Origin of the sequence: Vibrio syngnathi (assembly GCF_002119525.1) — a bacterium.
Taxonomy (GTDB): Bacteria; Pseudomonadota; Gammaproteobacteria; order Enterobacterales; family Vibrionaceae; genus Vibrio; species Vibrio syngnathi.
Genome location: NZ_CP017916.1, coordinates 2171617 through 2194516, shown reverse-complemented (window position 1 = coordinate 2194516; position 22900 = coordinate 2171617). Strand labels below are relative to the sequence as shown.

The window sequence follows — 22900 nt, the reverse complement described above, 5'->3', positions numbered from 1 at the left end:
TGAACGATTAACGAGGCTGATTGCCGTTCAAGAATAGCGCGACACATTCCCGAGTGTAGTTAAGTCTTTCTTCTTCAGATTCTCCGCTATCGTGTCCGAAGAATGCCCAATAAGCCGACTTTCCGTGAAACATCAGCAACAGTTGGCGTGCTGCAATGACTGGTGAGCTTGATGTCGACAGTGTGAGATCACCAGAGTCTATTTTCGACTGCAAATAATCAGCAAGTAATTTGGTGGTTTTCTGAGGCCCAGTTTCTAAATAGATAGAGGCGATCTCTGGATGCGTACTCGCTTGGCTAATGGCATTTTGAAAGGTTTGTCTAGATTGCTCATCAAGTAATAAATCCTGAAACTTCACACCAAACTTCACCAACTCATCACCCACCGCAGCATCCATATCAAAGGCAGCAGGACTGAGTTCTCGCTCCGCACACTTGGTTTGCATGCAGGTTTCGAAAAGTTCGTCTTTGTTTTTAAAGTGAGAGTAGACCGTTTGCTTGGAAACGTTCGCTGCTTTGGCTATCTGATCCATATTGATCTTGAAGCCATGTTCAGAGAAAAGTTGGCTGGCTGCGGTTAAGATCTGCGATCTTTTCTGTTCACTCTTGATGATTTTGGTCACGTGCTGTTTCTCGTTGCTTGGTACTTGGTGTTGCTCAGTTCAATGCATTTCGTTCTGCGCTAAGCATTATGCTTTTTGTGATGGTTTTATCAATCATTAACGATGAAACTTATTTTTAACACAATCAAACTAGACAGTCTAGTTTGGTTTAGTTAGTCTAAAAAAAGAATAGGATTGAGTACCGCATAGGAACAGTGAGTATGTATAAATTGATGAAGGGAAGTGCGGTGGCGTTATCTCTATCGGCTTTTCTTGTTGGATGTGGCGAAAAGGAACAAGCCCAAGAGTCGGCTGATTCAACCACTGAAACGGCATCGAGCGTCCAAACCATTTTAACCGTGGAAACGATGGCCTTGGTGCTCTCTTCCTCTTATGCAGTTCAGCGTGAATATGTCGGTGTGGTTAAGGCGGGTCAGCAGGCCAATTTGGGTTTCGAACTTGCGGGCAAAGTAAACGAGATTCTGGTGGATGTCGGTGACACAGTCACAACGGGTCAGCCGTTGATCAGACTGGATACCCAACTTTTGGAAACCGAGTCTAGCCAACTGAAAGCGCAGGCTGAAGAAGTCAAAGCACAACTGAGCCTTGTGGCGGCAAACTTGAAGCGTCAACGTTCACTGAAAGCAAAGGGCTTCAGTGCCGAAGCTGAGATTGACTCGCTGACTAGTGAGCAACGTGTATTGCAGGCGAACTTGCTACGCATTGATGCTTCAGTAAAAGGCAATCAATTGAAGCTGGTGAAATCGACAATTCTTGCGCCATATTCTGGCACCATCGCAACACGTTTTGTCTCTTTAGGTGATGTTGTAAATGTGGGCAATCCGACCCTGACACTGCTTGCCTCTGAAGGTAAAGAGGCGTTCATTGGTATTCCTGCCCATCAAATGCAAAAAGTGACCTCGGTTTCCTCGCCAAGTATTCGTGTCGGGCGAGACGATTTCGCTGTGAGCCTGCTTAATCCGGGGGCGATGGTGGATACTCAATCTCGAAGTGTCGGCTTACGTTATCTTTTCCCTGAGCAAGCGTCTGTTTTAGAAGGTCAACTTGCTTATCTGAAATTTGACGATCAGATTGACGACCAAGGCTACTGGGTGCCATTAACGGGTTTGATTGATGGATTGCGCGGTGTGTGGAACATCTTTGTGATTGGTGAAGACAACAAAGTTGAGCGCCGAAGTGTTCAAGTGTTGTTTGCTAACAATCAACAAGCGTACGTGAGTGGGGCGATTGAAGACGGTGAACAAGTGATTGCCAGTGGTTTACATCGTTTAGTTCCGGGACAAACCGTGAAGCCAGCAAGCGTTACTGCTGAATAGGAAATAGCATGAAAATCATAGAGACTATTTCCAACACTCGACTGCTTATCTTAATGACCGCACTGCTGATGGTGAGTGGTATTTCTGCGTTCATGACGTTGCCGCGTGCAGAAGATCCGGTGATCATCAACCGTTACGCGAACATTACTACCAGTTTCCCCGGCGCCAGTGCCGAGCGTGTTGAAACCTTGGTAACAGAAGTTATCGAGAACAAGCTGCGTGAGCTGAGTGAAGTTAAACTCGTGAGCTCGACGTCAAGGCCGGGCGTGTCTATTGTCACCTTAGAATTGAATGACACCATCACCGAGCCTGAGCCGGTTTGGTCTCAAGCTCGCGACAAGCTATCTGACATCGAATCCATTTTGCCTGCGGGCTCTCATTCTCCCGATCTCGATAGCGACCATACTTATGCTTTCACAACCATCGCATCTCTAACCTGGTCTGGTGCAGGTGAACCTGACAGGTTAACGCTGGGTCGTTATGCCAAAGAACTCGCTAAGCGACTAAGAACTTTGTCGGGTACTGAATTCGTTGATGAATACGGGATGCCACAAGAAGAGATTCAAATCAGTTTACGTACCGCAGATGCAGCCGCGCTTGGTCGTTCAAGTGCCAATATCGCAGAATCTTTGGAAGGAGCAGATGCGAAAAACTCTGCCGGTGAATTGGTCAGTGCTTATTCTCGCTTTGGCTTAGAAATTAAATCTGAACTCGATTCTATTGAACGTATTAAGCAAGTGCCAATAGCCACTGATAGCAAAGGTCACATCATCCGTATGGAAGACATTGCTTCTGTGAGGCGTGGTGAGAAAACCCCGCAAGACCAGATTGCCATTATTGATGGTGAGCCGGGTGTGATTGTCGCGGCAAGAATGCATCCTGATCTGCGAGTTGATAATTGGACGTCGCGAGCTAATGCTCTGATTGGTAAATTTGAGCAAGAGTTACCAAGTAACGTTAAGGTGACAGTGCTGTTTAATCAGCAAGGTTATACCGAGACTCGCTTAGACGATTTAGGCAAAAGCTTGATGATCGGTTTCGGTCTGATTTTGATTGTGCTGTTTGTCACTTTAGGCGTACGTGCCGCGATCTTAGTCGCCATTTCTCTGCCGTTAACCTCATTATTGACCTTGTCGATCATGAAAATAACCGGTGTGCCGATTAACCAAATGTCGGTGACAGGCCTAATTGTGGCGCTCGGGATCATGGTTGATAACGCGGTGGTGATGGTCGATACCATTCAAGCGTATCGCTTGAAAGGGCAACAGCGCGCTGAAGCGACCATGAATGCATTGAAGCATTTATGGGTGCCGTTATTAGGCTCAACCTTAACTACCGTGTTGGCGTTTGCTCCGATTATCTTGATGCCGGGTGCATCGGGTGAATTTGTCGGTGGTATTGCGATTACCGTTTCTTTCTCATTGATCGGCTCTTACATCATCTCGCACACCTTAATCGCAGGATTGGCGACCAAGCTACTGCCGAAACAACTCAGTGATGTCGACAAGAAAGGGCAGCACCATTGGTACATGACGGGTTTGAGAATCCCGGCTTTGACGCGTTGGTTTTCGTCTTCTGTTCGCTTTGGCGTCACGCATCCAATCATCACGATTGCTTTGGTGTTATTGGTACCGTTTACCGGTTACTGGAGTATGTCTCAGCTGACAGAGCAATTCTTCCCGCCATCAGACCGAGATATGTTTGAGATTCAGGCGTATATGCCACCTCAAGCGAGCATTTACGCCACCAAAAACACTTCTGAAAAAATAGACGACATCATTCATCGTTACCCTGAAGTGGAACGCATTGATTGGCTAGTGGGCGCAAACTTCCCATCCTTCTATTACAACCTACAAGCAAGGCAAAATAACGCGCCATACTTCTCGCAAGCCATGGTGAAAACAGAGAACTTTGACCAAGCCAATGCGCTAATTCCACAGTTGCAAAAGGTGTTGGATGAAGAGGTGCCGGAAGCACAAATCTTGGTACGTAAGCTTAACCAAGGGCCTCCATTTACCGCGCCCGTTGAACTGCGAGTGTATGGTGAAAACCTCGATACGTTGAAAGCGATTGGTGAGGATGTGCGATTGATTTTGGCGGGTGTTCCTCATGTGACGCACACAAGGGAAACGCTACAACCGGGTACGCCGAAGGTGTGGTTGAAGGTCGATGAAGATACCGCGAAACTCAACGGTATTTCATTGAACCAGTTCGCAGGTATGCTGCAAACTACTCTGACAGGTCGTGAAAGTGGATCTGTGATTGAAGGCAGTGAGTCGGTACCAATCCGTGTTCGTGTTGCGGATGATGCGCGTGAGAACTTAGCGCATTTAAGCAATATCCGTTTACCAATCAGTTCAGATGTCTACTCGACAGGTATTAACGTATCGACACTGGCCGAACTTGAATTGACGACCAGTCGCGGCGCGATAACCCGCCGAAATGGGCAACGTGTGAATACCATTGAGGGCTACATTGAAGCGGGTGTCTTACCTCAAACTGTGCTCAATGAATTCCAAAAACGCCTAGAAAACTATCAGATGCCATCAGGCTACACGATTGGTTTTGGTGGTGAATCTGCTGAACGAGATAATTCAGTCAATAGCCTGATCTCGAATGTCGCCGTTGTGGTGGTATTGATGGTGTTAGTGGTGGTGATGTCGTTCAACTCGTTCCGAATGAGTAGCATCATCTTCATGGTAGCAGGATTGGCTGGTGGGTTAGGGCTGTTGTCGGTGTGGATCTTCGGTTATCCGTTTGGCTTTACGGTGATCATCGCTATGCTCGGGATTGCGGGCTTAGCGATTAACGCGGCCATTGTGATTCTGACCGAACTGAAGCTAGACAAGGAGGCTTCCTCTGGGAATGTGGATGCGGTAGTTGAGGCGGTGATGTCGTGTACTCGACATATCAGTTCGACCACGATTACAACCGTTGGTGGCTTTATGCCGTTGATCATCGCGGGCGGTGGTTTTTGGCCTCCGTTCGCGGTCGCGATTGTTGGCGGCACAGTATTAACCACGCTTATCTCGTTCTACTTTGTGCCTGTGGTTTATCATTTGATGACTAAAAATCAGCGCAAAACCATCGCGACTCAAGCCGTATAAGTTATCTTTAACTAAGCCTCTTCAATTTAACGTCACTTCAATTGCCCATAATCGAGCCGTATCTGGTTCGATTATGGCGTTGTTCTCTCACTAAATTCATTCCAACTACCCTTCAAAAATATCACTGAACCAATCTTCAAGCTGCTCTCGTTTATCTTGCGGGCCGTTGATGATCACTAAGCCGTTTAGTGTTGCGTGATCCCAAGATATGGTGCCGGTTGCTAGCGCATCGAAAACATCTAGTTCTGTAATCAGTAAAAGATCTTTATCAGTAGGCAAAGTATCTCTACCTGTTACATCGACGCCCTTATTAAGTTTCACTTGGCTGTAATGACCTTTGATTGCTTCAAATAAGTTGAACTCAATTTTGCTGGGGTGGGGTTTCGAAAGCGCAGCCTTGATGGCAAAGAGTCGAAAGTGATCTGGCTTATTGAGGTTGTTGAATTCATCGTCTTGTCTGGCTGTGATGACGTTGCCAAATACCTCGAGTGAACCGGGCTCTGTCACCAAACTAAATCCGGTATCTTGGTGAAGACCACAGGCAAACGTGAGTGAAGAGGTGAGCGAAAGAAACAGAGCAAATCGTTTTAGCATCTAGAAACCTTAAGTCGACGTATATATTTCGCATCACTCCAATAGCATAAAGTTGATGTGAGCGGAGGAGTTTGAAGCATACATAATAAGCAAAAGATAAAGGGACCGCGAAGGGTCCCTATGTTTATCCGCTTGCTATCCTAGCGAGCTCTTAACTAACGTGTGTCAATTAACGAACGATGAGCATGATCTCTTCTGGAGTCATTGGCTTATCGAAGTAGCTCATGAATTGACCGAAGCCTTTGATGTCGCCATTCGAGAACTTGAATGCACCAGACTGTAGGTTGGTACCTATCACTTGTTGAGCGTTTGGACCCGCAATCAAGATTTGGTTCAATACGGCACGAGTGGTGTCGATCTGAACGTCTGCGCCTTTCACTGCTTCTTCGTGCAATTGAGCAATACCGTTACGGATTTCGATAGTGAATGCTTCGTTCGTATCCGAGAAGTTGTACGTTAGCATCATGTTCACGTCTAACGAGTTTTCTGCGATAAGCGTTGAAGTCATCATGTCGAAGATCTGCTTGTTTGGTAGCGCAGTAAGAACGTCAACAGAAGCGAAGCTGATCATGTTAGAGAAATCACGCTTGTTCTCTAGTTCAGCGGCCGCGTTAAGCGCCCAGTTACGCCAGTTGATGTTCACTTGGTCTGCAGCCCATGCTTTGTAAGCTTGTGCTTTCATCTCACGAGCTTCCATATCTTGCTTGTTTACCGTGATTGGGTAAGAAAGAATTTCTGCTGCAAACGTGTAGTTCTCTGCCTTAATTGCGGCTTGTGCAGTCGTAAGGATGTTGTCACGACCGCCCATGATCTCTACGAATGCTTTGGCGCGTTGCTCGTAAGCCATTGGTTCTAGCTGCCATGGATCCGCTTCGAAGAAACCGTTGTAACCTACGTAAATCTGACGCACGGCGTGTGCAACAGTGCCGTAGTGCTCACCTAACCAAGGGTGCTCTGCAAGGTGCTTAGGAAGTTTAACCACTTCAACTAGCTCGTCTGGCGTCATACCTTTGTTCATGTAACGGATTGTTTGGTCATGCGTGTATTGAATCGCATCGCGGTAAGCCGTTAGTACGTCAGCTACCGCTTCTTTACCTTCAACAGGGCGACCGTGAGAGTTAATCATGATCTCAGTGTCGAACTTACGCATTACGTCGATGCCCTTGAACCACATTGATGGGTCACGGAATTTGGTACCACGGATGGTGTGAAGGTTAGGGAAGTTCTCACCTTGAAGTACTTCAGCTGCGTGCAGAATTTTCTGGTCTGGGAAGTAAACCACTAGCTCATCTTTAGTTTCAGATGGCACGTTCTCTATGTGCATTTTCACGCCAGCAATTTCGATTTCGATGTGGCTTTGGCTTGGTACAAGCAGGTTTGGTTCGATGAACGAAATTGCACCTTGCATGAAGCGTGGGCCTAGACCGTCATTTACTGTTCCGTGCTCACCTTCTTCTACGTGCTTAGCGCCGGTGTAAGAAGTACGGTGACCAAATAGAGTGCCTAGGTTTGAAGACCAGTTAGCCACTGCAGCGGTTAGGCCTTCTTCAGCGATGATTTTTACTTCACCTGATGCGACTTCTTCGTCTGTTACCCATGCTCGCACACCAGAAATGTGGTCGATGTGGTTATGAGAATAGATGATAGCTTTAACTGGCTTATCCGTGATTTGACGGAATTGCTCTTTAACCGATTGAGCCATTTCTACCGACTCGCCTGGATCAACAATGATGATGCCGTCAGTACCTTCAATCATGACTGGGGTGTCTAGACCAAAACCGTAACCAAGATAAATGTTGTCATCCACTTTAATGATTGCTTGGTCCATTTTACGACCATGCTTGGTTAGGATTGGATGAACGTGGTCAGATTCTTCAGTGTAAGCCAATGAGTCGCCCGTTTTTGATACAACTTGGATGCGTTCGCCTTTGCCCCAGAATAGGTTTGATTTGTGTTCGAATAGAACTTCGCTCTTGTAGCGAGCATCAAGATCAATGTTTTGGTATTGCGCAGCATTTGCTGTCTGAAGTTCTTGGCCTACTGTTGATGTCGCTTCTACAGTTGCAGTTGCAGATGCAAAACCAGAAGCAAGTAGAGCGCTCGCGATAGCAACAGGAAGTGCCATTTTTTTGAATATATTAGTCATGGTAGTGACCTTATGTTTGGATACAGGAATTGGATTTCTTGAGCCAAATGATAGAGGTGGGTGAGGTCGTTATCTACGCGCTAATAGGATATCGATATATCGTTTTTACGATGATTTATTCATCCAGTGATTGTATTGTCGATTTGTTTTGATCTAAATCAATTAGTAAGTCGAGCTTGTAACAGATACACAAATGCCCCGAAATTCGGGGCATTTAATTTGGAACTAATAGCTGTTATATAAGTTTTTACCGAGAACCTCAGTACTTACCAAGCACCTAAGTATGACTTGTAAGATTGTAGGCGAACCGTTGCTGCGCCGATTACATCGATGAAGCCCCAGAACGGATGTGGCTTCTCAGCCGAGATCCAAGCCGCGCCAGTTGAACCAATAGGGATGTTGTAACCTTCTGGTTCGATGATCTCAAGTACGATAGTACGGCCTAAACCATTACCGTTTCTTACCACGTGTTGACCGACGCTTTGTGGCCCCTGAAGTGGAGAAATACTCGACTCACCGGTACCTGCATTAAAGCTGTGTACTTTTGCTCGGAACACGTGACCTGGGTATGCATCAACAAAGAACTCAGCGAAGTCTCCTACTTGAACATAACCGTAAGTTTGGTCTGAAATACGCATCTCAAGGAACTTTTTGCTGGTGTTGTAGAGGTGCATGTTACCCATTACAGAACCTTCAGCGATATTCACTATCGATACCTGACCGTCAAACTCAGCTTTAACGGTTTTCTTTTCTTGTGCCCAGTTTACTTTTTGCAGATCGGCTTTCAGCGACACAAGTTCAGCGTGCAGCACACGAAGATCGGAGTCGTACTTTTCTACGTCACGCATATTGAAGATTTCAGGTGACGTTTCAGCGCGCTCTAAGTCGCGAGTCATTTGCTTGATCTGCTCTTCTTTTTTAACGATTGAAGATTCGATCTTTGCTTTGTCTGCGGCAGAATCGATGTCGACGAGTGTGTAAATTACGTCGCCTTCTTTAACCATCTGGTTGTGCTCAACAAGCACTTGGTCGATCTGCTGGCCAAAGATAGGTGACATCACCGCGTGCGGTGCTTTCACTGTGGTTGAGTTGGTTAAATCAACGGGCGCCCACAAGCGAGAGATCACCGCTAATACCGCAAGAATCATTACGCCGCCAATAGCAGCCCACGTGTAGTTCTTGAAGTTTTTCTTAAGTGCGCCTGTCGCAAATAGTGACCATACAATTAGGATGTATGGAATCATCATCTCTTTCATTATGCGACCTCTTTATCTGTAGGGGATGGTTTTGTTGGAGCCTGTTCTTCTGAAGCCTGTTCTACTGGAGACTGTTGTGTTTGAGGTGACTCTGCAGTTGTTTTTTCTGGTGATACACGGGCTACGGTAGTCTCTGTATTGGTGGCGTCTTGTTTAGGCTGTACACCACGGCGAATCACATCACTTAGTGATTGACCAATATGCTTCCAATTCGCCAACGCGATAACCAAGGCGATAACCCAGAATGTTTTGCTGATAAAGAGCCCGCAAAGTGACAGTGCAAACACGATTTGTACGTGAGCGCTTTTGTGCTCTTTTGCTTTATGCACCCCCAGTTCATGCAACTGCCACATGCCGTAAACACCGGCTAATACCACAGCAATTGTCACCGAGAACAAGTAACCAGAGAAGGACTCCATCTGGAAGAAGTTCATCATCATTTCATTGGGATGGTTGTTGAATTGAGACATGTCGATGTCTTTAGAATGGATAGTGCCCAATGGTGCGAGAGCCCATGCACCAGCAAACATCACCGCCATAAACAGGCAGAATTTAATCAAGACCATAGCAACGGCCCAGATCTTCTGGAAAACGATTTTTATAAAGTTCATATCTCAACCTACATCAATAAGAAGAGAGAATTTGCAGCCTAGAAGTCACCTTTAATGACATCTTAAAAAGTAGATGTTTATTATGTGGGTAGATTGGTGCTCATAATAAACAAAAGTAATAGATGACATTTAAAGTGATATTGCTCAGTCCAGACAACCGATTCTCGGTATCAAGAAGCGAATATGCTCCTCTACAAATCAATCTCTATTATTTGTCAGCAGACGTAAATTAGATGGCTATGAGGCGTTCGAATTAATATTCGTGCGGCTTTTCAGCGACTGTCTTTATTACGTGTATTACCTCGGCAATCGAGGGGCTCTTCCATGACAATTGACATACCAAAGTAAAACATTTGTCAGTTTTCTGTTTGGGCTGATAATTGATTTGTTAGCAGGATAATAGGAAGAGTTTTGACCAGTATCTACCCAGAATTACGATTTGATAATATCGTAATTACGATTAGTAGTTATAACTCTAAATCGGTAGGTCGATTTATTTGAAAAGGCTCATATAGACATAGAAAACATTGTTCATTAACTTGGTTTGGATCAAGGAAATGATTAATAAAATCATCAGTAAGTAATTTATTGAAATTGATATTTTTACACATTTTTTACACTAGAAAGAGTGATGGATATGAATGATGAAATATATATGACTGATAATAAGTTTGGTCCGTAAAGGGAGTTATTCACTGAGTATTTGCAAGCTATATTAATGATATGCCCAATGTATGAGTATAGTTGTTAGAAAAGAAGTCTTTGTTGAATGTTGAATTAAAAATATTGTAGCTATTATTGGTCAAATGTATATCCCAATGCGTTGAACAAAGTGTCATGAAAAGCGAGACAATTGTATGTTCTATCGTTTTTACGATAGCATAGTACTTATGGTCGCCTAACGAATAATGATATATGAGTAATGACATCCCCAACTTCAATCTACTTGCCGTGTTTTCTGCGGTGATGGAGCAGGGCAGTTTAAGCAAAGCTGCGGATCAACTCAGTACCAACCAATCGACCATCAGTACCGCGTTAGCCCGCCTAAAAAAAGAGATTGGCCAAGAGCTTTTTGTTCGTAAAGGAAGAGGTGTTGCGCCTACGTCTTATGCCCAAAGCTTGTATGAACAGATCAAAGCGCCGATCAATGAACTCAATGGCGTGTTTCAGTCGATGACCAATTTTGATGAGCAATCTTCTGAACGTAAGTTTGTGATTTCTGCGCCTGAGCACTTACAGTGGGTACTGCTCAATAGTTTTGCGGCGCTTCCTAATCAAAACTTGTCATTAGAAGTCTTTGATCAACCAGACAGTGATGAGCGAATTTACGAAGATCTTTTGACTCAAGAGTTCGATGCCATGATCGATATCGTGGTGCCTGAGCACCCAAGTATCGTCAGTGAAACACTTTATGAAGGCGAGTTTGTGATCGTGTGTCGAGCTGATCACCCGCGAATCCAAGGTGAAATCAGTGAAGACCAGTTCCTGAGTGAAAAGCATGCCGTATTAGACAGAACACGACGTAAAGTTCGCAGTTTGAATCATTACACTTCTTTGGATCTGTCCCAACGTAAAATTGTGTTTCATGGGCGTTCACTGTTCAGTAATATCTTGCTGTGTAGCCAATCCGATTACATCACGGTAGTGCCTTTATCTATGGCCGTGCAATTCCAAGAAAAATTAAGTTTGCAGCTGTTTAAGCCACCCTTTGAATACCAGCCGATGTCCCACTATCTGATTTGGCTGAAGAAGCAGAACAGCGACCCCGCTCATAAATGGTTTAGAGAACAAGTCATCAGTACATCAGACTCAATGTCGAATGCGCTTAAAGATAGGCGTTTACGGTTTTAATTGAGAGTCTAACTCGAAGGGAAGCATTGGCTTCCCTTTTTTGTGTCATTGAGTTCGTGCTAGTCATAAAGTTCATAACAAAAAATTATCACATTGAGAATTTTTGATAATTTCCTTAATTCCTCGCTGAATCGTATTATTTCACTCAGAGATTAGTGGATAACCTCCACTCAAAATAATAACGGCGCCATACTTGTGGTGCTAATAAGGGTGAAATATGAAATTCCTACACACAATGATCCGAGTTGCTGATTTAGACAAGTCTATCGAGTTCTACACCAAGGTATTGGGAATGAAGGAACTTGAACGCCACGAAAACAAAGACTACCGCTATACATTGGTTTTTGTTGGCTACGAACAAGGTGGCACGACTATCGAGCTAACGTACAACTGGGATACTAATGAGTACGAGATGGGCAGCGCGTTTGGTCATCTGGCATTGGGTGTAGACGATATTTACGCAGCATGCGACAAGATCAAATCGCTAGGTGGCAACGTCACTCGCGAAGCGGGTCCAGTGAAAGGTGGTTCAACTCATATCGCTTTTATTACTGACCCAGACGGCTACCAAATCGAACTGATTCAACTAGGTTAATCGAGGATATAACAATGACCAACGCACTATTTCAACCAATTCAACTTGGTAATATCGAGCTTAAAAACCGTATTGTTATGCCACCGATGACGCGTTCTCGCGCAACGCAACCTGGTAATTCAGCAAACGACATGATGGCGGCTTACTACGCTCAGCGCGCTTCTGCGGGTTTGATTGTGGCAGAAGGCACACAAATTTCACCTATGGGTCAAGGTTACGCTTGGACTCCGGGTATCTACTCTGATGAGCAGATTGCGGGTTGGAAAAAAGTCACCGATGCAGTACATGAAAAAGAGGGCGTTATCTTCGCTCAACTTTGGCATGTAGGCCGTGTAACACACCCAGACAACATTGGTGGTGAACAACCAATTTCGTCTTCTGCACTTAAAGCAGAAAACGTAAAAGTATTCATCGATAATGGCACTGATGAACCGGGTTTTGTGGATGTGGTTGAACCTCGTGAGATGACGAAAGAAGACATCAAAAATGTGGTTGGTCAATACCGCCAAGCGGCTTTGAACGCGATTGAAGCGGGCTTTGATGGTATCGAACTTCACGCCGCGAATGGTTACTTGATTAACCAATTCATCGACTCTGAAGCAAACAACCGCACTGACGAATACGGTGGCTCAATTGAAAACCGTTTACGTTTCCTAGGTGAAGTGGTTGAAGCTATGGTCGAAGCGATTGGTGCTGACCGTGTAGGTGTTCGCCTTGCTCCGTTCACATCGTTGAATGGTACGGTTGACGCTACGCCAGTAGAGACTTACACGGCGGCGGCGGTGCTACTTAACTTATACAACATTGTTTATCTACACGTTGCAGAAGTCGATTGGGACGACGCACCTGAAACGCCAAAAGCGTTTAAAGCAGCGGTTCGTAAAGCTTACAATGGTGCGCTGATTTACGCAGGTAAATACGACAGCGAGCGCGGCGAAAAAGCGGTTGCTGAAGGCGTAACTGATATGGTTGGTTTCGGTCGTCCATTCGTAGCAAACCCAGATCTACCCGCTCGTATTCAAAATGGTTACCCATTAGCAGCGCACGATCCAAACACATTGTTTGGTGGTGCTGAAAAAGGTTTAACGGATTACCCTGAATACGCAGGCTAAAAACTGCTGCCTGAAACAGAGTATTGAGATAGTATCTTGACCCTGTTGAATGTTTATAAAAAGCAACCTTGCAGAGTCGGGTTGCTTTTTTTGTTATTGGACCAAGTAAGATGATGAAAGCGATGCGCGGAGAGCTTTATCTCCTATTTGCTACCCTGTTAGCTGGGATTGGATGGATTGCATCTAAGCTGGTGGTGTTAGAAATGCCTGGGCCAGTGTTCATTGGTGTGCGATTCTTCGTCGCGAGTTTGATTCTTTTGCCATTTTGTATTCATCACATTCGTAAGCTTTCGCTTAAGCAGATACTTTCTCTTTGCGGCGTTGGCTTGTTGCTGTCTGCTTCATTGCAAATATGGGTATTTGCGGTATCGATGACGGAAAGTTTGTCGGAAGGAGCGTTTATCATGAGCTTAGCTATGATCATCGCGCCGTTTGTCTCTTGGATTATATTTCGAGTTAAGCCTAATCGTGCCTTCTGGATGTCATTTCCAATTGCGATTATCGGTATGTTGCTACTGACCCTAACTAACGGCTGGCACGTTGAGCAGAGTCAGATCTATTTCCTATTAGCATCGATGTTGTTGTCCGTTCACTTTGTGATGAACAAACGTGTAATTACCAATATCAAACCTATCGCATCAATCTGTGTGCAGTTGTTTGTGGTGGGGGCGAGTGGCTTAGCCTTTGCGTCTATGACCGCTCAACCAGAGTTCGAAATAACCCAAACCTTAGTCTTCTGGTTTATCGTGTCTGCGGTGATCGCGACGTCTATCCGTTACTTATTGCAAACCGTTGGTCAGCATTCCGTGAACATGGAAGTGGCGGCATTAATCATGATTCTTGAGCCAGTATGGACACTGTTACTCAGTGTGAGCATGCTAGGTGAAACGGTTGAGATGCAAAAGCTACTAGGCGGAGCGGTAATTATTGGTTCGCTATTTTGTTACATCAAATGGTCGCGAAAAAAATAACCCTCGTCTAGAGCGAGGGTTTCATTCTACTACTTAGTCTTTGATAGTGACTTTAGTAATCACGATGTCTTCACACGGCACATCTTCGTGTCCCCAGCGAGTAGTGGTTGGTGCAAGCGCAATCTTGTTGACCACGTCCATGCCTGCCGATACTTTGCCAAACACTGCGTAACCCCAACCTGCGTTGCTGGTCGCGGTGTGATCTAGGAAATCATTGTCGTCAAGGTTGATAAAGAACTGCGCCGTTGCAGAATGTGGAGCATCAGTACGAGCCATTGCCACTGAACCAATCACGTTCTTTAGTCCACGATTTGCTTCATTGACGATAGGTGCGTGTGTTGGCTTCTCTGTCATGTCGATAGTGTGTCCACCACCTTGAATCATGAAACCCTCAATCACACGGTGAAATGTGGTGCCTTCATAGAAGCCTTCTTGGCAGTATTTAAGGAAGTTTTTTGAACTTACTGGCGCTTTCTCAAGGTTAAGTTCAATTTCGATGTCGCCAAAGTTAGTGGTCAGAATAATCATAAAGGTGCCCAATGTTCGAGTACTAATATTTTGAGTACTACAGAGTAGTGGATGACGTAATAGGGTGCAGTATATGAGAAATAACGACGGATGCCAGAATAATACTTCCCAAGCGGTTTACTGGGCTGATGGGTGGCTAGGGGACTTTATATAAGAAAGGCTGCGATGGAATCATTGGCTTTGAGATGTCTAACACGCCCTAGAGAGTCAGCAGGAAATTGACTCGTTGGTTGTACTCTTCGTCGCATTTGATGTTATCTGGCTTAACGGTGTATTTGTTGTTAATCAGCATTGCTGGCACTAATTTACATCAATCCGCGAATTGTTAATTAGGGAGTTGCACCTGAATCGCTTTGCAATGAACTGCGGGTGTCATAGAATCGAAAACGTATTCGAATTTTATTGATATCAACGGAAGAGAATAAACAATCAATGAGTAGTATTTTAGAGTGTATTCGTACAGTTGGACGAGGGGAAAGAGGGCGTAAGCCTTTGTCGTTCGAACAAGCCTACCGCATCATGGATGAGTATTTAAGCGGAGAGGTCGGTGACGACCAAATGGCTATGCTACTGATGTTGATTCGTGTGCAGAATGAAACCAATGAAGAGATCGCAGGTTTTGTAAAAGCGTTTCAATCTCGAGTGCCAGATTTAGGCGCCGATATTGATTGGCCGTGTTATGCCGGTAAGCGTAACGATAACGCCAGTGGAAAACCTTGGAACCTGTTGGCAGCAAAAATTCTAGCTGACAACGGCTATAAAGTACTAATGCATGGTTACATGGACAAACCAAGTGGCCGTACACATGTTGAGACGCATTTAGAATGTGTCGGCGTTCGCAGCGCAAAAGATCCACAAGACGCAAAGCAGATCCTTGAATCAGATGGCATCGCTTACTTGCCTTTGGCGAACTTCGCCCCACAAGCTCAAACCATGATTGGTTGGAAACACCGTTACGGACTGAGAACACCGATTAATACTGTTGTTCGTGCATTAAACCCTGGTGGTGCACGTTTCGGCTTGCGTGGTAGTTTTCACCCTGGATTTCCTCAATTACACGCTGAAGTTGAGCATGTCATTGGTAATAAATCCCACTCGGTGATTTCATTCAAAGGCATGAATGGCGAAGCAGAATACAACCCTAAGGTGAGTCAAACCGTTTGGATGAGTTCTCCTGAGAAAGTGGAATCTTTCTACTGGGAAGGCTCGATGAATGCGGAACTGCCTTTGCCTTCTGAATGTGTACTGGGTACACCACAAGGAGAAATGGAACTGATGGCGAACAGTGTTGTGGACAGTATGACGGCGATTCTATTTGCAGAAACGCACGATAAGGCTGAAGCTTATTCAAAGGCTGTGTGTCTGTGGGAAGCGTATTGTACTCGTTAGTAGTTATTAGCTAGTCTTTAAGAATTAAGAATTAAGAATTAAGAATTAAGAATTGAGAATTGAGAATTGAGAGTTAAGAGTTAGCAAATAACGTATAGCGATTTAAATCGTGAATGGAAGAAGGTCAGCGAATGCTGGCCTTTTTTGTGCGTGTTTTTTGGGCATCTATCGTGGTTGGTATTCGCTGTTGAATAAAATAGGCGATCATTGTCAAGGTGATCGCCTGCTCATAACCTGTTACTACAACAGTGTTTGTGCCATTGATCATGTTGCTTGAACTTGTCGATCAAGACATGCGTTATGACTGCGCTATTTTAGGAATAGGCCGAAGTCGATCTCTTGTTCTCTTTCGTATTTAACCAGTTTTACTTTCAAGTTGTGCTCTACGGCAAGATCAATCGCTAAGTTTGACATGCGTTTTATCTCATTAAAACAGTTTGAGATAAGGGGCTTTTCTTGGTTGTCGATAGTTGCGATAAGTGTGTTCTCTGTACCTTCATTGTCTGCATAAACATACGCGTACATGTTGTTGTCGTGTTGCATAAATCACCTAAGTTGAGCTTTTTATTATTAGTGTGATGAAGGTTACAGTATTTATGTATTCAGGCCAGTTTACGTGAAGAATCAAAGGTAAGAGTTTGTAAGTGATGTTTAATTTTTTTGCTTCATAGATAGGCTTGCACGCCTTCTGTGACGTCGATTTTTGCTTTGGTAGGTTTTACCTATTAATAAAATTGTTGAAATCCATTTAGTAAAATCAAGATTTTAGACAACAATTAAGGTAACACGATAGAAAAATCGATAACAAAACGTATTTTAGGGAGAGCGCAATGCATTCAATTAAAGTGAAAGATTACATGACGCCACAGGTTGTGACATTCACTCCTGACATGCCGTTAAGTCTCGCGTTAGACAGAGTAATGCGCAGCCATCATATGGGTGGTCCAGTCATTGATGATAATGAGCAAGTGATTGGTTTCCTTTCTGAACAAGATTTACTCGAGAAGTTAGTGAAGGTGAGTTATTTCTGCCAAGACACGCATATTGTGGGTGATTGTATGTACCAAGAAGTTCTCTCGGTATCGCCAGAATTATCCATTATTGAATTGGCCGATATGATGCAAGTTGGAAAACCCAAAGCCTACCCTGTGCTCGATAACAAAAAGCTAGTGGGTATGATCACTCGAACCGATGTTTTGAGAGCAATAGGCAAGAACTTAGATGAATGCTTCAAACATCAGGTATAGCTTCAAACATCATGTATAGTTTCAAACATCATGTATAGTGGCGTGTTAAGAACGATTATTTTTCTCAATACCCTCAATTGAAAAGGCGCACTAGCGCCTTTTTTCTTTGTAGAGCTTTTCTTGGTGGATCTTTTTGTAGATCCCTAGCTTGTGGCTGACTAGCTTATAGAGTTTTATCTTGTGGTGTTCCAACATTTGGAGGTTTCATGTCAAATCAAACTGCGAAGTTTGTAGAAGGTTCAACGATGCGCCACATACTGGTGATGTCGGGGGCTGGCTCTGTCGGTTTGATGGCATTATTCGTTGTCGATTTACTCGATATGTTATTCATCAGTATGTTGGGACAAGTCGAGTTGGCGGCGGCTGTGGGTTTTGCAGGTACGCTGACATTTTTCTCTACCTCCGTTTCGATTGGTGCTTCCATTGCCATGGGCGCATTAGTGTCTAAAGCTATTGGCTCCAAGAATCAAGAACACGCTCGAAACCTCGCAACCAGTATTATGCTGACTGCTTTTGTCATCAGTTCGACTATTACTGTGGTGATGTTCGCCTATATCCCAGAGCTGTTAGCCGCGATAGGGGCGAAAGGGGTTGCTGCCGAGCGAGCTCAAGCTTACCTACAAATATTATTACCAAGTGGCCCTTTCTTAGCATTGGCAATGGCGGCCGGTGCTGGCTTGAGAGCGGCGGGTGACGCTAAACGTTCGATGTGGGCGACCTTGTCGGGCGGTATCGTTAACGCGATTCTCGACCCTCTGTTTATTTTTGGTTGTGGTTGGAACATCGAAGGGGCGGCTATCGCTTCTGTTTTTGCTCGTTTTTCGGTGCTCTTTTTCTCGCTTTACCCTTTGATTCGCAGTCACCAGCTGGTGGCTCCGCCTTCTTTGACACAATGGCGCATTAATATTCGCCCGATTTTAGCAATAGCAATCCCTGCCATTATCACTAATACCGCAACGCCTATCGGTAATGCGATTGTGACAACCGGTATCGCACAATATGGTGAGGATTTTGTCGCAGGCTTTGCAGTGATAGGTCGCCTGACGCCGGTTTGTTTTGCGGTTATCTTTGCTTTGTCTGGCGCTGTAGGCCCCATCATTGGGCAAAACTTTGGTGCCGAGCGAATGGACAGAGTAAAAGAAACACTCAACAACTCATTACTGGTTACTACGGCATACACCATCGCCGTTTGTATTCTCTTATACTTTGTCCAAGACTATGTGATTCAAGGCTTTAGCCTGCAAGGTGATGCGGCAATTATTGTTGCTGCATTCTGTACTTATGTCGCGTTGACTTTCACCTTCAACGGCGCACTGTTTGTTGCCAACACGTCTTTTAATAACCTAGGTAAACCGCTTTACTCGACAGCGCTGAATCTTGGTAAAGCCACTCTCGGTACATTGCCGTTCGTTTATTTGGGCTCGCAATGGTATGGCGCATTGGGTGTATTGTATGGGCAAGCCTTGGGTAATGTTTTGTTCGGAATACTCGGTACTCTAGTGCTTCGCTATCATATTGCCGAGCTGATGCAAGGTTCTCAAGTTGATCCTGTAGAAGACGATGTGTCGATAGTCAGCTTGAATACACAACCATTCTGTTCTCACGATGCGGTTCTTATTGATGATGTATCGGCAAACAGAGAGGAGTGTAAAGAGCTCAAGTCGCAATAACAGCGACACTCCAATATAAGGTTGGTGGTTTGTAAATTTCTTCTTGGACTTGGACAATTTGTTCTTGACCTTGGAGTAGTCTCCAAGGTTTATACTTTTGATGAACTTAAGGTTTTGTTGCTGTGATTAGTCAGCAACAACCTCAAGGCTTTTGAGTATTAAGGAGATACATTATGTGCGCAAAACACGCAGCGTGCCGCTCAACAAAAGTGGACGTTCAACCGCAAGAGACTGGGGCGACCTGTTCTAGTCTCAAAATTACCAGTATTACAGCCGCAGGCACTTCATCATCATGCTGCAGTTCTACGACGGCTTCTGCATCAGCAGATGATTTTTGTGGTTCAGACAGTGGAGAAGAAGACCGGCTGCCCTTAACTGAGTCTCTTAACACCCAATTTTCCAAAAGTTGGCTGGTCGCCGGAATGGACTGCCCAGCTTGTGCAAAAAAAATAGAAAACGCGATCAGTAATATTGACGGTGTTATTCAAGCGAAGGTTCTCTTTGCTACCGAAAAACTGGTTGTGAAATTCGACAATGAAAGTCTTGCCGACACCATTGAACAGGTCTCTATCAAAACGGGTTTTCCTCTTTCGGAAGTCGGTTCTAAAAAAGAAAAACAACAACCTGAGACTTTTTGGCAAGCGTATATCCAACCCAACTTTCAGATCATCGCGATTGCAGCCGCAATGCTTTTCGCTGCGCTTTTGAAAAGTACTTCTCCTCAATTAAGCGAAGTCTTGTTTACTGTAACTTGTTTGCTTGGTTTATATCCGGTGGCCAAGAAAGCAGTTCAGTTGGCACGTTCAGGTACGCCGTTTGCAATCGAAACCTTAATGAGTGTTGCCGCGCTCGGTGCTTTATACCTTGGCGAAACCGCTGAAGCGGCGATGGTTCTGTTGCTGTTTTTGATTGGTGAGCGTTTAGAAGCGTTTGCTTCATCAAGAGCAAGAAGTGGCGTTCAAGCGCTCATGGCATTGGTGCCAGAAAATGCCACCAAGATTATCAACGGCGAACGTGTTGAAGTTGCAGTAAGTGAACTTGTTCCTGGTGACGTGATTGAAGTGGCGGCGGGCTCTCGTTTACCTGCTGATGGTCAACTGATTACCGACGCTGCAAGCTTTGATGAAAGTGCGCTAACGGGTGAGTCTGTTCCTGTCGAGCATATCGAAGGCAACAGCATCATGGCGGGCGCTGTGGTGGTCGATAAAATTGTACGTATTACTATCACCTCTAAGCAAGGTGAAAATGCGATTGACCGTATTCTTCACCTGATTGAAGAGGCGGAATCTCGTAAAGCACCACTGGAACGCTTCCTTGATAAGTTCAGCCGTTGGTACACACCGTTAATGATGTTGGTTGCATTGTTAGTGATTATTACGCCCCCATTGTTGTTCGCACAGCCTTGGGAAACATGGGTCTATCGTGGTTTAGCGCTATTGTTGATTGCTTGTCCGTGTGCGTTGGTTATCTCGACTCCAGCCGCGATTACGTCTGGTTTGGCAGCAGCCGCGAAACGTGGTGCGCTAATTAAAGGCGGCGCAGCACTGGAGCAGCTTGGTAAAATTCAAACGATTGCCTTCGATAAGACAGGTACGCTGACTGAAGGTAAGCCTCAAGTTACGGATGTTCAGCCTCTATCGGGTTGGCAACAAGATGCGATGCTTCGTGTGGTTGGAGCTATTGAAGTGGGTTCTACGCACCCATTGGCGCAGTCGCTGGTGGCGAAAGTCAAAGAGCTGAATATTGAGATTCCTGAATCACATAACAAGAAAGCGCTCATTGGTAGCGGTGTTGAAGGTGATGTCGATGGTGTTAGGTATCAGGTTTTATCACCGTCTAAAGTCATGTTTGATCTTGATGCCGATGTGGTTTCTCAAGTAGAAGTATTAGAAGGCGAGGGCAAGACGGTTGTCGTTGCTTTTGAGCTTAAAGATCAAGAAGAATCAACAGAGCAAGCTGCGACTGTGATTGGTTTGATTGCTTGGCAAGATACGTTACGTAGTGACGCTAAGCTTGCGATTGAACGACTTAATGATTTGGGTATTCAATCTATCATGCTTACTGGGGATAACCCACGAAGCGCAGCAGCGATCAGCAGTAAGATTGGTATGCAGTACAAGGCAAGCTTATTGCCAAGCGACAAGGTGTCTTACGTTGAAAAGCTATCTCAACAATCGCACGTGGCGATGGTCGGTGATGGCATCAACGATGCGCCAGCGATGAAAACGGCGAATGTAGGTATAGCTATGGGTGGCGGTACGGATGTTGCTCTTGAAACGGCAGATTCAGCACTGACCCACAACCGTTTAACTGAGCTGCCTGCGATGATTGAACTGTCGCAAGCGACTATGAATAACATTCGTCAAAACGTCGCACTCGCGCTCGGTTTGAAAGGTGTGTTCTTGGTGACCAGTTTGCTTGGTATCACTGGTTTGTGGGTTGCCGTTCTTGCTGATAGTGGCGCGACAGCACTGGTGACACTCAACGCACTGCGTCTGCTTCGATTCAAGTCTAAAGCGGATTAAGTTCAGCTCTCAGACATAGACGCTCTTAATTTTAAAAACGTCTTATATAAACTGCACTTCACATAAAAGCGCCTTTAGCGGTAATACGTTAAAGGCGCTTTTTGTCTCATTAGTATGCAACGCCGCTGTTCGGATTGCTTATTTTTGTGATGCCAATCGGTTTTTCGTGAAACCTGAAATGTTGTTGCGATCATTGGTGTGATGCTCGTCACTTCATTTCATTATGAGCTTGGTTAGAGTGTGTTCGTACCCCACGAATTTACTATGAGCTTAAATAAGGGTAAAAAGCCCAATAAGCCAAAAGGAGCGAACTATGTCTCAAGCTGTTTTCCATTTAGGTGTTACTGAAGCAGATCTTAACGGTGCTACTCTTGCGATCATTCCTGGTGATCCTGCTCGTGTGCAAAAAATTGCAGAAGAGATGGAGAATCCTGTATTTCTAGCGAGTCACCGTGAATACACGCTTTACCGCGCAGAGCTAGACGGTAAGCCAGTTGTTGTATGTTCAACAGGTATCGGTGGCCCATCTACTTCTATCGCAGTTGAAGAGCTTGCTCAGCTTGGCGTTCGCACTTTCCTGCGTGTTGGTACTACTGGTGCTATCCAACCTCACGTAAATGTGGGTGACATGATTGTTTCTACGGGTTCTGTTCGTCTAGACGGTGCTAGCCTGCACTTCGCTCCTATGGAGTTCCCAGCCGTTGCTGACTTCGAAGTTGCTACAGCAATGAAAGCAGCAGTTGAAGAATCAGGCGCAGCAGTTCACATGGGCGTAACTGCTTCAAGTGATACTTTCTACCCAGGTCAAGAGCGCTACGACACGTTCTCTGGTCGCGTGGTTAAGCGTTTCCAAGGTTCTATGCAAGAATGGCAAGACATGGGTGTTCTTAACTTCGAAATGGAATCTGCAACGCTACTAACAATGTGTGCAAGTTCTGGTTTGAAAGCAGGTTGTGTTGCTGGTGTGATCATCAACCGTACTCAAAAAGAGATACCTGATCACGAAACACTAAAAGTAACGGAAGCGCGCTCAATCAAAGTGGTTGTAGAAGCTGCTCGTAAAATGCTTTAAGTCGTAACAGTACTTTTAGTTTTAAAGTGCTTTAAGTTTTAAAGTGCTTTAAGTTTTCAAGTGCATTTAGTTTTCAAGTGCACTAAGTCTTAAATCGACTTCAAATTTTGAAAATGGCCGCATCGAATGATGCGGCCATTTTTTATGGAGCAAAGAAATTAAAGGCATAGATAGTTGAAGATGAAAGATGAAAGATGAAAGATGACAATGGAGCGAAGCAGATAAATGGCTGGAGAACAAAAAAGGCGAGTGACTTAATAGTCATTCGCCTTTTTATATTTACTTAAC

General features: G+C 44.8%; 18 protein-coding genes and 1 pseudogene. 11 read left to right on the top strand and 8 right to left on the bottom strand.

What is annotated here, in order from left to right; genetic code table 11:
* Window positions 1–7: 7 nt before the first annotated feature.
* Window positions 8–622 (bottom strand): TetR/AcrR family transcriptional regulator, encoded by a 615-nt coding sequence (locus K08M4_RS09985; protein WP_086049750.1) that lies wholly within the window; start codon window positions 620–622, stop codon window positions 8–10.
* Window positions 623–822: 200 nt separating this feature from the next.
* Between K08M4_RS09985 and K08M4_RS09980 the strand changes: the two genes are divergently transcribed.
* Together K08M4_RS09980 and K08M4_RS09975 are read left to right on the top strand one after the other, a co-directional pair.
* Window positions 823–1938, top strand: coding sequence for an efflux RND transporter periplasmic adaptor subunit (locus K08M4_RS09980; protein ID WP_086049749.1), 1116 nt, complete (start codon window positions 823–825; stop codon window positions 1936–1938).
* Window positions 1939–1946: 8 nt separating this feature from the next.
* Window positions 1947–5045 carry an efflux RND transporter permease subunit gene (locus K08M4_RS09975; RefSeq protein ID WP_086049748.1) on the top strand — a complete coding sequence of 1033 codons (3099 nt, stop codon included), beginning with the start codon at window positions 1947–1949 and terminating at the stop codon, window positions 5043–5045.
* A 105-nt stretch (window positions 5046–5150) separates the two neighbouring features.
* On the opposite strand, the gene K08M4_RS09970 is transcribed toward K08M4_RS09975, so the two are convergent.
* From K08M4_RS09970 to K08M4_RS09955, 4 genes are all read right to left on the bottom strand, one after another.
* Complete coding sequence (locus K08M4_RS09970) at window positions 5151–5639, bottom strand: hypothetical protein (RefSeq protein ID WP_086049747.1); 489 nt, start codon at window positions 5637–5639, stop codon at window positions 5151–5153.
* Window positions 5640–5808: 169 nt separating this feature from the next.
* The gene (locus K08M4_RS09965; RefSeq protein WP_086049746.1) at window positions 5809–7785 is read right to left on the bottom strand and encodes an alkyl sulfatase dimerization domain-containing protein; all 1977 of its coding nucleotides are present in this window, start codon (window positions 7783–7785) and stop codon (window positions 5809–5811) included.
* A 266-nt stretch (window positions 7786–8051) separates the two neighbouring features.
* A complete protein-coding gene (locus K08M4_RS09960; RefSeq protein ID WP_086049745.1) occupies window positions 8052–9041 on the bottom strand; it encodes an efflux RND transporter periplasmic adaptor subunit in 990 nt (329 codons plus the stop codon).
* Window positions 9041–9652, bottom strand: a complete 612-nt coding sequence (locus K08M4_RS09955) for a magnesium transporter (RefSeq protein WP_086049744.1) — start codon at window positions 9650–9652, stop codon at window positions 9041–9043. Before K08M4_RS09955 ends, K08M4_RS09960 begins: the two co-directional genes overlap by 1 nt.
* 915 nt (window positions 9653–10567) lie before the next feature.
* On the opposite strand from K08M4_RS09955, the gene K08M4_RS09950 reads away from it, so the two are divergent.
* From K08M4_RS09950 to K08M4_RS09935, 4 genes are all read left to right on the top strand, one after another.
* Window positions 10568–11503 carry a LysR family transcriptional regulator gene (locus tag K08M4_RS09950; protein ID WP_086049743.1) on the top strand — a complete coding sequence of 312 codons (936 nt, stop codon included), beginning with the start codon at window positions 10568–10570 and terminating at the stop codon, window positions 11501–11503.
* Window positions 11504–11720: 217 nt separating this feature from the next.
* Entirely contained in the window at window positions 11721–12098 is a 378-nt protein-coding gene (gene gloA, locus K08M4_RS09945) for a lactoylglutathione lyase (RefSeq protein WP_086049742.1), read from the top strand.
* A gap of 14 nt (window positions 12099–12112) precedes the next feature.
* On the top strand, window positions 12113–13210 hold the full coding sequence (locus K08M4_RS09940; protein WP_086049741.1) for an alkene reductase: 1098 nt from the start codon (window positions 12113–12115) through the stop codon (window positions 13208–13210).
* Window positions 13211–13320: 110 nt separating this feature from the next.
* On the top strand, window positions 13321–14181 hold the full coding sequence (locus tag K08M4_RS09935; RefSeq protein WP_086049740.1) for a DMT family transporter: 861 nt from the start codon (window positions 13321–13323) through the stop codon (window positions 14179–14181).
* A 33-nt stretch (window positions 14182–14214) separates the two neighbouring features.
* Here K08M4_RS09935 and K08M4_RS09930 read toward each other — a convergent pair whose 3' ends face one another.
* Both K08M4_RS09930 and K08M4_RS22310 read right to left on the bottom strand, forming a co-directional pair.
* A complete protein-coding gene (locus K08M4_RS09930) occupies window positions 14215–14709 on the bottom strand; it encodes a peptidylprolyl isomerase (RefSeq protein ID WP_086049739.1) in 495 nt (164 codons plus the stop codon).
* Between the two features lie 199 nt (window positions 14710–14908).
* A pseudogene (locus K08M4_RS22310) lies at window positions 14909–15010 on the bottom strand (thiol:disulfide interchange protein DsbA/DsbL); the annotation flags it as partial.
* A gap of 131 nt (window positions 15011–15141) precedes the next feature.
* Here K08M4_RS22310 and K08M4_RS09925 point away from each other — a divergent pair.
* Window positions 15142–16098, top strand: coding sequence for a glycosyl transferase family protein (locus K08M4_RS09925; RefSeq protein ID WP_232460208.1), 957 nt, complete (start codon window positions 15142–15144; stop codon window positions 16096–16098).
* A 309-nt stretch (window positions 16099–16407) separates the two neighbouring features.
* Here the strand turns inward: K08M4_RS09925 and K08M4_RS09920 are convergent, their stop codons facing one another.
* Window positions 16408–16641 (bottom strand): hypothetical protein, encoded by a 234-nt coding sequence (locus K08M4_RS09920; RefSeq protein ID WP_086049737.1) that lies wholly within the window; start codon window positions 16639–16641, stop codon window positions 16408–16410.
* Between the two features lie 287 nt (window positions 16642–16928).
* On the opposite strand from K08M4_RS09920, the gene K08M4_RS09915 reads away from it, so the two are divergent.
* From K08M4_RS09915 to udp, 4 genes are all read left to right on the top strand, one after another.
* Window positions 16929–17345 (top strand): CBS domain-containing protein, encoded by a 417-nt coding sequence (locus K08M4_RS09915; RefSeq protein WP_009847166.1) that lies wholly within the window; start codon window positions 16929–16931, stop codon window positions 17343–17345.
* Between the two features lie 206 nt (window positions 17346–17551).
* On the top strand, window positions 17552–19015 hold the full coding sequence (locus K08M4_RS09910; RefSeq protein WP_086049736.1) for an MATE family efflux transporter: 1464 nt from the start codon (window positions 17552–17554) through the stop codon (window positions 19013–19015).
* A 173-nt stretch (window positions 19016–19188) separates the two neighbouring features.
* Window positions 19189–21540 carry a zinc/cadmium/mercury/lead-transporting ATPase gene (locus tag K08M4_RS09905; protein ID WP_086049735.1) on the top strand — a complete coding sequence of 784 codons (2352 nt, stop codon included), beginning with the start codon at window positions 19189–19191 and terminating at the stop codon, window positions 21538–21540.
* 313 nt (window positions 21541–21853) lie between these two features.
* The gene (gene udp / locus K08M4_RS09900; RefSeq protein WP_009847163.1) at window positions 21854–22612 is read left to right on the top strand and encodes a uridine phosphorylase; all 759 of its coding nucleotides are present in this window, start codon (window positions 21854–21856) and stop codon (window positions 22610–22612) included.
* Window positions 22613–22900: the final 288 nt, after the last annotated feature.